Annotated in this window: 15 protein-coding genes; 4 read left to right on the top strand and 11 right to left on the bottom strand. The window is 57.3% G+C overall.

Annotated elements, in window-relative coordinates; genetic code table 11:
- Positions 1-72: 72 nt before the first annotated feature.
- From ASB66_RS24350 to ASB66_RS24365, 4 genes are all read right to left on the bottom strand, one after another.
- A complete protein-coding gene (locus ASB66_RS24350) occupies positions 73-387 on the bottom strand; it encodes a hypothetical protein (protein WP_081356315.1) in 315 nt (104 codons plus the stop codon).
- Positions 388-549: 162 nt separating this feature from the next.
- Positions 550-1,617 carry a zinc-binding metallopeptidase family protein gene (locus tag ASB66_RS24355; protein ID WP_060716859.1) on the bottom strand — a complete coding sequence of 356 codons (1,068 nt, stop codon included), beginning with the start codon at positions 1,615-1,617 and terminating at the stop codon, positions 550-552.
- Positions 1,618-1,851: 234 nt separating this feature from the next.
- On the bottom strand, positions 1,852-2,847 hold the full coding sequence (locus tag ASB66_RS24360; RefSeq protein ID WP_060716860.1) for a sensor histidine kinase: 996 nt from the start codon (positions 2,845-2,847) through the stop codon (positions 1,852-1,854).
- A 177-nt stretch (positions 2,848-3,024) separates the two neighbouring features.
- Entirely contained in the window at positions 3,025-3,819 is a 795-nt protein-coding gene (locus ASB66_RS24365) for a response regulator (protein ID WP_060716861.1), read from the bottom strand.
- Between the two features lie 708 nt (positions 3,820-4,527).
- Between ASB66_RS24365 and ASB66_RS24370 the strand changes: the two genes are divergently transcribed.
- Positions 4,528-4,722 carry a NepR family anti-sigma factor gene (locus tag ASB66_RS24370; RefSeq protein WP_049777363.1) on the top strand — a complete coding sequence of 65 codons (195 nt, stop codon included), beginning with the start codon at positions 4,528-4,530 and terminating at the stop codon, positions 4,720-4,722.
- Positions 4,723-4,858: 136 nt separating this feature from the next.
- On the opposite strand, the gene ASB66_RS24375 is transcribed toward ASB66_RS24370, so the two are convergent.
- The 3 genes from ASB66_RS24375 to ASB66_RS24385 form a co-directional block, all read right to left on the bottom strand.
- Entirely contained in the window at positions 4,859-5,371 is a 513-nt protein-coding gene (locus ASB66_RS24375; RefSeq protein WP_060716862.1) for a Dps family protein, read from the bottom strand.
- 109 nt (positions 5,372-5,480) lie between these two features.
- Entirely contained in the window at positions 5,481-5,915 is a 435-nt protein-coding gene (locus ASB66_RS24380) for a hypothetical protein (RefSeq protein ID WP_060716863.1), read from the bottom strand.
- A gap of 3 nt (positions 5,916-5,918) precedes the next feature.
- Positions 5,919-6,218, bottom strand: coding sequence for an ElaB/YgaM/YqjD family protein (locus ASB66_RS24385; RefSeq protein ID WP_060716864.1), 300 nt, complete (start codon positions 6,216-6,218; stop codon positions 5,919-5,921).
- Positions 6,219-6,504: 286 nt separating this feature from the next.
- On the opposite strand from ASB66_RS24385, the gene ASB66_RS24390 reads away from it, so the two are divergent.
- The gene (locus ASB66_RS24390; RefSeq protein ID WP_060716888.1) at positions 6,505-6,702 is read left to right on the top strand and encodes a CsbD family protein; all 198 of its coding nucleotides are present in this window, start codon (positions 6,505-6,507) and stop codon (positions 6,700-6,702) included.
- A gap of 96 nt (positions 6,703-6,798) precedes the next feature.
- On the opposite strand, the gene ASB66_RS24395 is transcribed toward ASB66_RS24390, so the two are convergent.
- Positions 6,799-8,415 (bottom strand): cisplatin damage response ATP-dependent DNA ligase, encoded by a 1,617-nt coding sequence (locus ASB66_RS24395; protein ID WP_060716865.1) that lies wholly within the window; start codon positions 8,413-8,415, stop codon positions 6,799-6,801.
- Positions 8,415-9,425 (bottom strand): ligase-associated DNA damage response exonuclease, encoded by a 1,011-nt coding sequence (locus ASB66_RS24400; protein ID WP_060716889.1) that lies wholly within the window; start codon positions 9,423-9,425, stop codon positions 8,415-8,417. Before ASB66_RS24400 ends, ASB66_RS24395 begins: the two co-directional genes overlap by 1 nt.
- A 113-nt stretch (positions 9,426-9,538) precedes the next feature.
- Here ASB66_RS24400 and ASB66_RS24405 point away from each other — a divergent pair, with 113 nt between their 5' ends.
- Positions 9,539-10,570 (top strand): MerR family transcriptional regulator, encoded by a 1,032-nt coding sequence (locus ASB66_RS24405; protein WP_081088949.1) that lies wholly within the window; start codon positions 9,539-9,541, stop codon positions 10,568-10,570.
- Between the two features lie 183 nt (positions 10,571-10,753).
- A complete protein-coding gene (locus ASB66_RS24410) occupies positions 10,754-10,990 on the top strand; it encodes an Lrp/AsnC ligand binding domain-containing protein (RefSeq protein ID WP_012654268.1) in 237 nt (78 codons plus the stop codon).
- A 20-nt stretch (positions 10,991-11,010) separates the two neighbouring features.
- On the opposite strand, the gene ASB66_RS24415 is transcribed toward ASB66_RS24410, so the two are convergent.
- On the bottom strand, positions 11,011-13,935 hold the full coding sequence (locus tag ASB66_RS24415; RefSeq protein WP_060716866.1) for an aminotransferase: 2,925 nt from the start codon (positions 13,933-13,935) through the stop codon (positions 11,011-11,013).
- 266 nt (positions 13,936-14,201) lie between these two features.
- Positions 14,202-15,086 carry a formyltetrahydrofolate deformylase gene (gene purU / locus ASB66_RS24420; RefSeq protein WP_060716867.1) on the bottom strand — a complete coding sequence of 295 codons (885 nt, stop codon included), beginning with the start codon at positions 15,084-15,086 and terminating at the stop codon, positions 14,202-14,204.
- Between the last annotated feature and the right edge of the window lie 324 nt (positions 15,087-15,410).

Below are 15,410 nucleotides of genomic sequence, written 5' to 3' on the forward strand. Positions count from 1 at the left end.
TGAACGGAACGGAAAGCACAGCGAGTGTAACAAGGTTCACAGTGCTATTGGGTTTCCATGGTCTTATGGGTGCTAGAAACGATTATTGTCCAAGGCCACAGCCTGCACCTGTTTTTGAGAACCGCCCTGGCTTTTCAGCGCTTGCAGTTCGCTCGCTCCCATGATGGAGCGGATGCCAGTTTTTCCTGCAAGCAGGCTTGGCGCGACGGGAACACAATCCCCATACATCTTAAGGGCATAGCCTTCCAGACGACGCAATTTCTCCGGCAGATCTGCCCGGCACAGGTTCGCATCGGCATAGTCGATGACTGCGACGGGCCGCTCAATGCAGTCGGTTCGTTCGGGATGACAAGCAACAATCACCATTATTGCCGCAAAGCTCATCATGGCCAATCTCCTTACCCTTCAAAAGGGTAACGGCCCTGCTATTCGCTTGTTCCTGATGGGGCTGGCGGGAGAAGGGCAACATGGGCATGCTGTCGCCAAAATATCACAGTGATCAGCTGCGAGTACCCGGGGAACCCGATGGTTCCCCGGTGCAGGTCGATTTCAGAAGCCGGCTTTATGCGTGGCCCCATGAATGAGGTCGTGGATATATTGAAGTTTCACCAAGACGGGTTCCGACAGCACGAAGGGATAGAGATCCGGCTGGCCCATGCTGCGGTTGATACTATTGACGGCGACAGTCAGCGGGACCCATGCATCGATCAGGGCTCTGACGCCCTCCACTCTATAGGGGTCGAAATCGACTTTCACGGTCAGGTTTTGTTCATCAATGATCGGACGGGTGCGCAGGCCGAACGCGTAGGCCGTTTCCAAAGCATCGACAATATGGATGTAGTGAGCCCAGGTTTCGGCGAAATCTTCCCAGGGGTGGCTGGCGGCATAGGCGCTGATGAAGCTGCCCTCCCAACCCGGAACCGGTCCGTTGGCATAGTGCCGTTGCAGGGCTTCGCCGTAATCTTCCTCGTCATTGCCGAAAATTGCCCGGCATTGCTCCAGTTGGTTGCCGTCGCGCACCAGGATATTCCAGTAGTAATGACCTACTTCGTGGCGGAAATGTCCAATCAAGGTTCGGAACGGTTCGCCCAGCGCCACGCGCCTTGCTTCGCGCTCCGCATCGGACCCCTCCGCGATATTCAGGGTGATCAGGCCGGAATCATGGCCGGTCATGACGGGCTGCCCGCCGGTGCGAGCTGAATCGTCTTCCAGGAACTCGAAGGCCAGCCCGTCCGGGGTCGCATCGGTGCGCGTGACCAACGGCAGGCCGAAGCGCTGAAGCGAATAAAAAAGGACATGCTTGGCATTTTCGATCTTGCGCCAGTTTTCGAGATTGTCGTTGCTGGAGAGATCCGGAATAACCAGATTATGGCGGCAGGCGAGGCAAAATTCCTCACCGTCCTCGATCAGCCAATTGCAGGCGTCATGGCGTGCATTGGCGCAAAGCCGGATAAAGCCCTGCTGCGGCACGCCATCAATTAGGGCGGCATTGCTGGAATCAATGGCAATAAACCCGTTATCGGATGGGCGAAATCCCAGCAGCGAATGGCAGGACAGGCATTGGGTGTTATCGAAGAACACCATGTTTCTGCAATTGGAACAATTAAAGAGGCGCATCAGGGCTCCATGGCTCGCTCCTGCACAATCGCTCGCGAACTGGAATAGTGTCGCGACAGGATTATGCAGCAGGTTTGAATTGTCTCGCAAGTGGACTTGCATCGTCTTCGATGCACCATATTGCGGCGGGGGTGCAGTGTTGCAGCGTGTAAACGCATCCACCAAAGCCCGCACTCACGAAAGATTGGCAAGGGGAATAGGTTCCCTGGTCAGGGACCGCAGCGTGAAATAGAGTTATTCATGCAGTTCGACTGGAAAGGTCAGCTCATAATAGACGCTGTCCTTGTCGAAACGGTGGACGACATGGCCGTTGACAGAGGCGGGTACGACACGTTCGAGCACCGTGCTGCCGAACCTTCCCCTGGCGCGTTCCAGATCCTCGCCGGTCAGCGTTTCAATTGGTTCGTTCCAGGTCACCCTGATTTCCTCGCCATGCCGTGTCCATTGCTGATGACAGGCGACCTCGATTTTCTTGCGTTGGCTGATGAAGTCGCCGTGGCTGACCGCGTTGACGATTAGCTCGTGCAGGGCGAGCCCGATATGCAGGGAAGCATTGGGTGACAGCAAAACATTGTCACCGGACACCTGAACGAGATTTGCCGTTTCCGGCACGTATTTTTCCAATTGCTGTCTGACCAGATCCTGGAAATAAGCGCCGCGCCAACTGGAATCGGTAATCAGGTCCTGCGACATCGACAGTGCATGCAGCCTGCCGCGAAACTTGCCCAGAAACTGGTCAAGCGTCCCGGAATAACGGGCTGTCTGGAAAGCGATGCTTTGAATGATCGCCAGCAGGTTTTTCGAACGGTGGCTGACCTCACGCAACAGAGCGCGCAACAAACGTTCGCGGCGCTTTTCCTCTGTCCTGTCCACCAGGATCGTCATCATGCAGACGTCTTCCGGGCTGATGCGGATCATTCGGCAGCGAAATTCAAACACCGTATCGTCGCCGGGTTCGACACTCAGTTCCGCTCCCTGGTCCGCCTCCACCAGCCCGGCTTTCAGTTCACGCAGCTGGGCGCCGATTTCGGGTCCGAAAATCGAATCGTCACTGGGTTCTTCCCCATGGGCAAGCGGCCAACGCTGGGGCAGGGATGTAATGCAGATATAGCGCCCGTCCATGTCCTGAAGGGTCAGGCTTGCGCCGATATCCAGCAGGGCAGTGATGAAGAACTCACGCAAGGGCCTGTCAGCACGCTGCGGTTCGAACCATGTCAACCGATTTACCAAGTGCTTCTCTCCAGCGGCGGTAGCCCTCTTTCAAGGGCGCGCGGCATCCATGCGCCTGCATAGTTTCACCAACATCGCAATGACGACCCGTTTTATCCGGCGCCTCGTGCTTCGACGCTATCCCTTCATTGACTGCGATACCAAACCGAACCGGTCCAAAATCGCATGGTCCAGCCGTCAGGCATCCTGTTTGGCATGTTCGTTGAAGAACAGTGCCTGGCTGATCAGTGCCTTGACCATATCGGGATTGAACGGCTTGGTGACGAGAAACGCGGGTTCCGGCCGCTCGCCGGTCAACAAACGTTCCGGGAAGGCGGTAATGAAGATTACCGGAACGGTATCGACCTTCAGGATATCGTTGATGGCGTCGATGCCGGAGCTTCCGTCGGCAAGCTGGATGTCGGCAAGAACCATTTTCGGGTTGGTTCGGCCATAAAGCTCGACGGCTTCCTTGTGGGTCCGGGCGATGCCGGTGACGCGATGACCGAGATCTTCCACCATCTGCTCAATATCGAGCGCGATCAGCGGTTCATCTTCGATGATCATGATGTCAGTCGCCACCTGGCGGGAGATTTCCACTGCGGCCTGATTGAATAGCCCCCGGAATTCACTGTCACTGACGCCGAGCACTTCCGCAGCTTCCTCATAGGTAAAGCCTTCGACGGAAATTAGCAGAAATGCGTGGCGCTCACGCGGAGGAACGGCCAAAAGATTGGAGGCGGCCCGTTTTTCCCAAGCAAAAGGCGAGGTCATTGGCCGGATTTCGACATGGGTCGAGCCGAAAATCGTAACAAACAGTTTATAAAGTGAAACCCGATCACTGCTGGCTTCGGGATAGACCGAAAGATCGGCGATCAGAGCCTCCAGAACAGCGGCGACATAGGCGTCGCCCGATGTCTGCGAGCCCGTGACAGCTCGGGCATATCGCCTCAAATAAGGAATATGAGCAGCGACGCGGGTGGTAAGGGACATTCAGCTTCTCCAGTTTGCACGAATGCAGCATAAACTCGCTAGCAAACGTGGGGATCCAAAAAAAGTTCCAAATTTCGTTCGGCTATTTGCCTGATTGATGCGGTACGCCGGTCTATATCGATCCATTCCATCCACTTCATGTTCATGACCTGCGCCTATATTTCGGCGCAAAGAGACTGAAGTGTCCTCGTTTCAAAAACATTGCACTATATCAACCTGTCAAAGGCTTGAGATATTTGCAAAGGCATATGAAGAGCGATCTTCAATGATTTTCGTCTTAAACGGGCAAGGCATATCACTGTCGACTAGACCGGGGAAAGAAAGGGGCAGGCGTTGAAATCAGATGATGCCCACGACCTTATGCTAGCGGGCAGGCGAAATTCAAGACGCAAATGTTGCGGCAGCCCTCTCCTGCCTAACACCCCTGGATTTCTAGAATTGCTATAGATATTCACAGTGGTTTAAACATGCGGCGATATTGATCCTGTCGTTCCAGGGTCGATGCATCCGATGTAGTTGATTTATATGTTCGAATGTTCGGATCTCTATTTGATAAAGATCAAGAAAACCATGCCCGGAATGGTGCTATTATCTTGTTTGTAACTGTCTTGGATACAAAAAATCAGGATTGCTCTTGTTGCGATCTGTTTCTTGATAGAATGCGTATCATATACCGAATTCCCTCTTCAGGCCGCAGGCATTGATATCATGTCCGAAAAAAAGTCGTCGAAATCCGTCAAAGCGCCAGCAAAGCAGAGCCAGGCCAATGCCATGATCGCGGCGCGCTTGAAAACCTATTACGATGAGCTTGTCGAGGAGGGAACCCCGGATCATTTTCTGGACCTGCTGGAGAGGCTCGATGCTGCGGAACAGGCGGCGAAATCCAAGTCGGATAAAGCCTGAAACCCGGTTTTTTGTACGATGCTCTATGGGGCAGAAACATAGAAAAAGCGTCATGTGTTTTGCAAGACACATGACGCTTTTGTCGTTAAAGCGTATCTTTTCGGGAAACCGGCTCCCGCATTTTTCTGAAATGCTCTTAGGAAGCGATAATCGCCCGCAACATCCACAATGCCTTTTCGTGGAAGGTCAGGCGGTCTGTCAGCATGTCTGCGGTGACCATATCGCCAGCCTCATCAGCAGCTTCACCGGCATCGCGCATCTGACGCACGGCCGCTTCGTGGTCTGCGATCAAATCCTTGACCATGTCGATGGCAGCGTGGTGCTGGGTCTCACCGCCCTTTGGGGCGAAATTGCTGCTGTTTTGCAGGTTGACCGGTGCGAGATGTCCGAGGGCGCGAATACGCTCGGCAATAATGTCGACGGCGGCAAACAGCGTGTTGTAATGCTCTTCCGTCAGTTCGTGGATCGGCTTGAACAACGGACCAACCACATTCCAGTGATAGACCTGCGTCTTGATGGTCAGGGCGTAAGTGGCGGCAAGGATTTTGGAAAGATCCTTGGAGGCCTGCTCGCGGTAGCTGTCTTCAAGCCCGATGCTAATTTTCTCGTCACGGGCTTTGGGCTTCAATACTTCTGCAACTTTGGCCATGGATTTGGTCCTTTCTGTAAAAATCAAGACGACAGAAGGCCTCGCCGAAACAGGGTTCCGTCGTCGGTTGAGGTATGACTGCACTTAACAAATGCTATAGGCTTTGCCGTTACTTCCGGCCGATCCCCTGGCTTCGCGCAAACAGATAGGCCAGCATGCCGACCGCCGCGACCCCGACAATGGGGTTGACCTTGAGCATTCCGGGCAACCGTCCCATCAGGCCCATGGTCAGCGGATCGGTTGCTGCCAGCGTGGCGGTTTGAAGATATGCCCGCCTGCGTGCCTCACGGCGATTGATGATGGAGACGACCGCTAAAGTGATCAGGCCAATCAACAACGCAACACCTGCGATCACCAGTCCGGCCGGACCGGCACCGATCTCAGCCGCCAGGAAAATCCAGCCGGAAACAATCCCCGCAACGATGGCAATCAGAAAACAAAACCCGGCAATCGCGCCAGCGATGGCGTTGCGCCGAGCTTTGTCGATCCTAGGCTTCACGCCTTCTGCGGCCACCAGTGTGAGACGTGTGAGCAAACCGAACATTGATTAGCGCCGCGACAGCAGGGCGAAAATGAAGCCGAGACCGGCGGCAATCGCGACCGACTGCAACGGTTTTGCCCGAATTTTATCTTCCAGATCCTGTTCCAGCGCAGAAACGCTGCTGCGTGCGGAGCTGATCGCATCCGATGCCTTATCACTGACCTGATGCAGGGTTGCACTGCCAACGGAGGCCAGCGTGCTGGTCAGCGCCGCAACGTCCTGTTTGAGCTGCTCGATCTGCGCTTCGAGTTCCTTGGACCGTGCTTCTGCTTCCACATCATTGATGGCTTCATTGATATCGACCATGGACGAACTCCTTCTGGATTTTTAAGGCTACGCAAACTGTTATCCCGTCTGCGGCGCGAACTCTATCAACAAACGTTGCTCAGGCCCAAGGGTTCCATTTTTCACCTATTTTCGGGGCAAGCATTTCGTATGGGATGATGTGATCGACCGTCCGCGGTCGCGCCCGATCACCATAATCGGAACCTTCCAGGTTGCATGACGTTAATCTCATGCTACCATGCTCGGACCGCTACTGTTTGACGGCGGCACGGGCTTCTTGAAATCGCCAATCGAAAAGGAGACCGCGATGAACTGGAACCGTGTTGAAGGCAATTGGGAACAATTCAAAGGCAAGGCCCAGGCTCAATGGGGCAAGCTGACCGGCGACGACCTGGATGTTATTGCCGGTAATCGCAAACAATTGAGCGGCAAATTGCAGGAACTCTATGGAAAAGGCCAGGATGAGGCTGACCGAGAGATCGACGATTGGGTCAAACGCCACTAATATAACAGAACCGCAGTCTGGCGACATGATGTCGTCTTGCGGGCGCGGCGCTGGAAACCATGATGGTTCTGGCGCCGCTTTTTTATGACCTGATGGTCATGGTGGCAGCATATGCAGCAGCGTTTCCAGGCGGTCAGCATCACGCGGACGTTTGTCGGTTCGCAACCGCGAAATCCGGGGAAAGCGCATGGCGACACCGGATTTGTGCCGGGTGGACCGGTTCAGCCCTTCAAAGGCCACCTCCACCACAAACCCATGATCGGGCTCGGCGCGGATCGAGCGCACAGGTCCGAAACGGTCTATGGTATTGTTGCGCACATATTTATCGAGAATTTCCAGCTCCTGGTCGGTAAAGCCGAAATAGGCCTTGCCCACCGGCACCAGTTGGTCGCCACCTTCTGGCATCTGCATCCAGACGCCGAAGGTAAAATCGGAATAATAGCTGGAGCGCTTGCCATGGCCGCGCTGCGCATACATCAGCACCGCATCGACGTTCAGCGGTTGCTTTTTCCACTTGAACCATGGCCCCTTGGCGCGCCCGGCTTGGTAGATACTGTCGCGGCGCTTGATCATCACCCCTTCGATGACCGGATCGGGCGGGGCGTGCCGAAGGGCGTCCAGTTCGTTCCAGCTGGAAAAAGCAATCAGCGGCGAGAGATCGAAGCGCGTGGCGGGGGCATTTTCGACAATCTCTGCAAGCAACCCCCGGCGCGCCTCATAGCCGAGGTTTCGCACGTCCTGGTCGCCGGTAAACAACAGATCATAGGCACGGATAAAGGCCGGATAATCACTGAGCATTTTCGTCGTGACGCTCTTGCGGTTCAATCGTTGCTGAAGATCGGAAAAGCTGCGAGTTGGCTGGTTGGAGCGCGCCGTGCCACCAACCAGCAATTCGCCATCAATCACCCCATCGAAATTCGCTGACGCAATAACATCGGGAAAAGCTCCCGAAATATCGTCGCCAGAGCGGGAATAGAGCCGGCAGGTGTCGCCATGGCGCGACAGCTGCACCCGGATACCGTCCCATTTCCACTCGGCGGCATAATCGGCGGGATCGAGACCCTCCAGATCACCATTGCCGACCGGATTGGACAGCATGACCGAATGAAAAATCGCCGGTGTCGCCAGCACGGGCTTGTCGGCACCCCCCTCAAGCCAGGCAAACAGGCTCACATAGGGCGGCTCCAGCCCGTGCCACAGCGTCTCGATCTCCCCGACATCCTTGCCCGACATGTCGGAAAGCGCCTGTTTGGCAAGCCTTGCCGAGACCCCGATCCGCAAGCCGCCGGTCGCGAGTTTGAGAAAGGCGAAACGGCCTGACGTATCGAGCTGGTCGAGCAGGTCGCGCACGGCGCCTCGCACCTGGGTGCGGCCAAGCGATTGCATGAGGGCCACGACTTCGCCGAGGCTCGGTTCGGCAATCTCGGCTTTTTCGCCACGGTCCTGATCCCAGACCAGCGAAATGGTTTCGGCGAGGTCGCCGACATAATCATAGGAATAACCGAAGAGAACTGGGTCCATTCGCTCCAGAACCAGTTCTTTCAGCAGGGCTGGCTTGACGGTCTTCAGATCGAGCGTTCCGGCCAGAACGCCCAGCGCATAGCCCCGGTCCGGGTCCGGCACGCTGGCAAAGTAATCGGCCAACAGCTTAAGCTTGCCATTGCGGCTCGGGGTCAGGACAAGGCGGTCAAGAAGGGTGGCAAAGGCGCGCATCAATCGCCCTCGTCTTCATAGCCGACCAGATGCAGCGGCTTGGCGGCGATACCGTTCAACTCACACCAGCGTACCAGCGCCTCTTCACGCCCATGCGTGACCCAGACGGCACCGGGTTGCAATTCGCTAATCGTCTCGATCAGTTCCGGCCAGTCGCAATGGTCGGATATCACCAGCGGCAATTCGACTCCGCGCTGCTTGGCTCTCTGGCGCACCATCATCCAGCCGGAGGCGAAAATCGCCAGCGGATCATGAAAACGCCGCGCCCAGCGATCAGCAAAAGCCGAAGGTGGGCCAATGACGATGGCACCTTCGAAATGGCTGGCGCCGCCGTTTTCCACCGTTGCAGGGCGCAATTCTCCCAGTTCGATGCCCTGGCTCTGGTAATAGTCGCAGAGCTTGGCAAGCGCACCGTGAATATAGATCGGCTTGTCATAGCCCGCCTGACGGATCAGCGAGATCACCCGCTGCGCCTTGCCCAGCGCATAGGCCCCGACCAGATGGCTGCGTTGCGGAAACTGTTCCAGCGACCGCAAGAGCTTGCCGATTTCCAGTGCCGGATCTGGATGGTGGAAGACTGGCAGCGCAAAAGTCGCCTCGGTAATGAACACATCGCACGGCACGGGCACGAAGGGGGCACAGGTGGCATCGGGCCGACGCTTGTAGTCGCCGGAAACGACAATGCGGGTTCCCGCCCGCTCAATCGAAATCTGCGCTGACCCCAGAACGTGACCTGCCGGGTGAAAACCGATGGCAACGCCGTCCATCGTGACGGTTTCGCCAAAATCAATCGCCTGGGATGATCCCGCAAAGTCGGCACCGTAGCGCAACGCCATGATGTCAAGCGTCTGCCGGGTGGCCAGCACTTTATCATGACCAGCACGGGCATGATCGGAATGACCATGGGTAATCAGCGCCCGCGCTACAGGCCTTACCGGATCGACATAGAAATCGCCGATCGGACAATAGAGACCGGCAGGGGTCGGATGCAGCAGGGCCTCGGGCTTGATCATAATGCTAAAATAGGGCGGGAGGCTTGAGAAGTGTAGAGCGAATTTGCTCTTGACCTGTCCCTTGGGGCCGCTTCCATACGTGTTGCGGTCAACAGCGAACGAGGTGATTCGTGACGTATTCCGCTCAATATCTGAATGCTTCCGAGGCCGCGCGCCGGCTCGGCGTATCCATGAAGGCCCTGAGGCTCTACGAGCAGAAAGGGTTGATAACGCCGGTCCGCACCGCCGCCGGATGGAGAACTTACAGTCCCGCCGAAATGGCTCGCGCCGCAGAGATCATTGCCCTGCGAGATCTGGGCCTCAGTCTTGCAGAGGTCAAGCGCGTGCTGAAAGGGGACCCGCAATGCCTCGAACCTGCTTTCGCGCGGCATCAGTTCGCGCTTGAACGGACCATCCGGCAGACGGCGGAAGCCCTGGAGAAAATTCGGGCGCTGCGCCAGGATATAGCTGCCGGGGCTGTTCCTGCGTTTGCCGATCTGGTGGGCCTGTCGCGTTGCAGAGGCGACGTTCGGCTTGCCCTGGACCTTCCTTGGCCATGGGGCGGAGAACGCTTCGAACTGCTGGATATTCGTCCAATCAATTACATTGTCGGTCCACTCGGCTGCGGCAAGACCAGGCTTGCCCATGCTATCGCTGCCGCCTTGCCTGATGCAGTATTCCTTGGTCTGGACCGGCTTGAGGACAAGGGCAGTGCGGCGAAGGCGCGTCTTGATGCCGATCAATCTTTAAAGGAAAGGATTGAGCGGGCCTTGGCTTGGCTGATGGAGGAAGGGGCTGTTCCTTCTGATGCCTTGACGGTCCTGCTGGTCGGACTGGAAGCGCACGGTTCGGCCTGCCTGGTTATCGACATGGTGGAGGATGACCTGGATCGCGCCACGCAGGAGGCGTTGACCGGTTACCTGCGCCATCACTGCTCCCAATCACGTCCGCTGTTTCTCATGACCCGATCGGCGTCGATCCTGGACCTGGATGCCGTGACGGGGGACGAAGCCATCATTTTTTGCCCGGCAAACCACAGCCCGCCAAGTGTGGTCGCGCCTTATTCCGGTGCGCCCGGCTATGAAGCCCTTTCCACATGTCTTGCCTCACCGGAGGTCCGGGCACGCAGCCGGGGCGTTGTTGCCTTCAGGCCGCATCCATAAGCGCTGCTGACTTGGAGGATTGCCATTCGCCTGTGCATCCGTGTGCAGGCGAGACTTGCGATTGCAGGGTGACATCCCGCTTGTATTTGCGGTATCGGATAAAGACAGTGTGGCATTGTTTTCTCAGGCATTGCCCGCACGGTCTTTCAGACTTTTCGACGCGCAATCTCAGGATCTATTTCCATGAAACCCATTTTCGTTCAGCTGCAATGTGTTCCCGGCAAGACCTATGAGGTGGCCGATGCGATCTATAAGGCGGAGATCGTCTCAGAACTTTATTCCACCTCGGGCGAATATGATCTGCTGATGAAGGTCTATATCGAGGATGGGCAGGACGTCGGCAAATTCGTCAACGAGCAGATTTCGGCCGTACCCGGCGTGGTCCGTTCGTTGACGACAATGACGTTTACCGCTTTCTAACCTTCATTAGGCGAGGCCCGCTACCAGCCTTCGGTCAGGACCTTGTCCAGCATGGCCACGAAGAAGCTGGCGCTTTCATAGGTCAGGCAGAGCGGTGGCTTGATCTTCAGGACGTTGAGATGGTCGCCGGTCGGCTGCATGATGATGCCGAGGTCGAGCAGCCGTTCGCAGATCGCGGCGGTTTCTTGGGCTGCTGGTTCCAGCGTCTGGCGGTCGCGGACCAGTTCGAGACCGTGATAAAGCCCCATGCCGTGCACGGCACCAGCCATGGGATGGACGGCAACCAGATCCTCGAGTTTTTCACGCAGGAAATCGCCGACATCGCGGGCATTGTCCTGCAAGTTTTCGTCGCGCATGATGTCCAGCACCGTCATGCCAATCACCGAACTGACCGGGCTGCCGCCGGAGGATGAGAAGAAATAGCCATCCTGCTCGAAGGCATCGGCAATCGCCTTGGTGGTGATGACGGCACCAAGCGGCTGACCATTGCCCATGCCTTTGGCGATGGTGATGATATCAGGGATGACGCCCTGCTGCTCGAAAGCCCAGAAATGATGGCCGAGACGGCCATAGCCGACCTGAACTTCATCGGCGATGCACAGCCCGCCGCGCGCCCGGATTAAGGGATAGACGCCCTGGAGATAGCCGGGCGGCAAGGCGATGCCTCCCGCATTGCCAAACAGGCTTTCGGCGATGAAACCGGCGAGGCCCTCACCTCCAGCATCGATGTCCTCCAGCGTCTTTTCCACCTCAGCGACATAGGCGGCAGCGCTGTCTGGCCCTTTATAAGGGCCGCGATAGCTGTTGGGGGCGGTGACGGGCCACACCCAGTCCGGCCTGGTTTCCAGGGCGCGGGGATTATCGGCAATCGAGGTGGAGACCGCGTCGCTCGCCATTGTCCAGCCGTGATAGGCTTCCTTCAGGCTGACCAGGTTGCGTTTGCCACTGGCTGCCCAGGCCAGCCGGATGGCGAGGTCCACGGCTTCCGAGCCGCTATTGACCAGGAAGACCGTGTCCAGTCCTTCCGGCGCAAGGCTCGCCAGACGTTCGGAAAATTCGGCGACGGCGCGGTAATGAAAGCGGGAATTGGTGTTGAGACGCGACCACTGCGCCCAGGCGGCGTGGGCAAGACGGGGATGGCCATGGCCGACGGTGGCGACATTGTTGACCATATCAAGATAGGCGCGGCCCGCCATGTCGAACAGATGCTCACCAAAACCACGCTCGATCTGCGGCGGATGTGAGTAATAGTGCTTTTGCGGGCTGGCAAAATGCTGGTTGCGGGTCGCAAGCAGGGCTTCGCCGCTTGCCAACGGGGCATCCAGATCGACGCCGAACAGGGCAGCCGGCGACAGGCAGACGCGCCGCCAGGCATAGGCATGATCGGGTCTGGCAAACAGCGGCGGCACGAGGTCTGGATCGCGGCAAAGCTGCAATCGCAACCCGCCTACCGATCCTTCGGCACCAGCAATCCGACCGAGTGGCGTTCCCGCCTGCAATTCCGTACCGTCTTCAAACTGGCATTCCAGCCCATGGATATGCAGGGCCAGATCCGTCGCCATCAAAATGAAGTGTTGGCTGGTGCGCTTCAGCACGCAATCGAACGGGACCACGGCCTCGGTTCCCGCTGGCAGGCAGGCATCGACATGCAGCGCAAAGGTCGCCGGCATGCGCGGCGACAAAAGCCTTGTATAGGACAGGCGGCATTCGCCGTAGCGGGTTGCGGCAACGCCGGTATCGGCGGCGGCCTTGGCCAGCAGCTTCCAGTCGATCTGGGCATCGGCCCAATCGTCCTCGATCAATGCGGGGCTGAGCGTGGACAGGTCGGTGAGATGCACGCTGAGCGGATCGATGCCGGGCAGAAGCCGGCCAAGCACCGGGCGCTCCTCCGGTGGTTCCTGGCCAAGCGTGGCAAAGATCGCGGCCTCCATGACCGAGAAGGGCAGGGAGGTGGCGAGGGTGAAAATTTCTCGTTCATGTTCCAGATTGCCGGAGACATAATCATTGTCGGGATCGATCGACAATTGTTGCTCGCTGCTGGCCACCAGCACGGCGGCGCGCGCGACGATCAGGGGCCAAAGGACTTTGATCTCGGCTTCATTCAACGGATAAAGCGCGTGAAAAGCCTGGATGACCGGCAGCACGCCGAAGGGATCGCCATCGGCCTGGTGTAAGAGTGCCGCGCAGGTGACGGCAAGGTCACCCACCAGCCAGCCGGTGACCAGATCGCCGAAATCGATCACGGCTTGCGGCAGAAGCCGACCGGCGGCATCGGGCGCGCCCATGATGTTGTCGCCAGTCAGGTCGTGATGCACGGCCTGAAGGCGCAGCTCGCCCAGCAGCGGATTGATATGACGCATGGTGACGATCATCGCCTTGGCGACATCGTCACGACGTTTTGGCTCGCTGACGGAGGCCAGCAGATGCAAGGTGACCGGTCCGGCACGCCGCAGATCCCATTGCAGGTCCCGGTCCAGGCCGGGATGGTCGAAATCGGCCAGCGCCAACGCCATGCGGGCGCAAAAACTGCCGATGGCGCGCATGGTCGCAGGTGCAAGATAGCTTCGCTGGCTAAGGGATTCGCCCTCGATATAGGTTAGCAGGCGGGCGTAATAGCTTTCCTCACCAAGCGTGACGGCCACGATCTCCTCTCCGCTTAGGGAGGGGACCGGTTCCGGGGCCTTGGGGGCATCGGGGATTTGCGCCAGATGCCGCAAGACCGCATTCTGGGCTTCCAGTTCGACGCTTGCATACTCCTGGCGGCAGATTTTCAGGACGAAGCGGTGGTCACCGGTATCCACGCGGAAATTGCGGTCCTGCTGAGAACCCAGCTCCTTGACGGTACCTTCAAGGCCATACTGCTCTTTCAGCAGGGCAATCGCGGCCTCAAGCGTCACATGAGGCCGCGCAAGCCCGGTGCGCTGAAAGAGAAGGGTGTTTGGCATGGACTGCCTCCTGCAGAATCAATCGGCTGAGAGCTGTGCCTGTCCGGTCTGAACTCCGGTCCGACCTGCATCACGCAAGCTCACGTCTGTCTTCTTTTGGTTTCTCGCGTTGGAAAGCCGATAACCATGTTTCCTGACAAACTCTAGCAGAGAGAATCCGCGCGTCCATCGCCCATCCATAAAATAACATGGGCAACAAACGTTTGAGGTGTGGAAAGAGCCGATTTCGCCTGTGACGCGGTCCGGCTCAATCCGTAAATGCCTGGTTATCCCATCCGTTCCGACGCATAGGAGCCGGGGCTGGCCGGAAAAACCACGCTCTTGTTGCCGTTGATGAAGGTGCGATGATGGATATGGGCGTGGATGGCGCGGGCGAGAACCTGGCTTTCCACATCACGCCCGATCGACACGTAATCCTCGGCGTTCTGGGCATGGGTGACGCGCGCGACATCCTGCTCGATGATCGGGCCTTCGTCGAGATCGGCGGTGACATAATGGGCGGTGGCCCCGATCAGCTTCACGCCGCGCTCGAAGGCCTGCTTGTAGGGATTGGCACCCTTGAAGCTCGGCAAGAAGGAATGGTGGATGTTGATGATTTTGCCTGACATTTTCTGGCACATCGCGTCGGAGAGGACCTGCATATAACGGGCCAGCACGATCAGTTCGGTGCCGGTCTGCTGCACAAGGTCCATCAGCTGGGCTTCGGCCTGCGGCTTGTTGTCCTTCGTCACCTTGATGTGATGGAAGGGAATATCGTGATTGACCACGACTTTCTGGTAGTCGAAATGATTGGAGACCACGCCGACGATATCGATCGGCAGGGCGCCGATTTTCCAGCGATACAGTAGATCGTTCAGGCAATGGCCGAAGCGCGAGACCATCAGCAGAACCTTGACCCGCTCTGTCGCATCATAAAGCCCGATCTCCATCTGGAAACTATCGATAATGGTTGCCAAGCCCGCCTCGATTTTTTCGCGGCTTGCGCCCTGCTCGGAAATAAAGCTGACGCGCATGAAAAAACGGTCGGTATCGAGATCGTCGAATTGCGAGCTGTCGACGATATTGCATCCCATTTCCGCCAGATACCCGGAAAGGGCCGCGACAATGCCGCGCTTGGATGGACACGATACCGTCAGAACATAACTCGTCATCTCGTCTTCCTCTGATGTGGCCGGTTTGTACGGCCTCTTTCCGTTAAAGCGTCTTCCGCCTGAAGAAGCGGGTTGTTAGCCTTCTGATTTATGATGCATAATCCATTGTCAATCCCGATCAATCCGGGGGTTCTTGTCCTGATCTAGTAAACTATTTTTCTTTTAAGGAAAAGTGTTGAAGGCCATGAGAATGAAACTGCCGGGTTTGCGGGGCAAAGGGTGGTCCGATTGCGTCTTCACGCGCCGCATCGTGGCGCAACGTCGGGTTAGGACGCCGAATGACCGCGCAAATAAGTCCAGTCGCTGTTTGCCAGCACAACAGCT

Source organism: Gillisella vitis (genome assembly GCF_001541345.2).
Taxonomy (GTDB): Bacteria; Pseudomonadota; Alphaproteobacteria; order Rhizobiales; family Rhizobiaceae; genus Allorhizobium; species Allorhizobium vitis.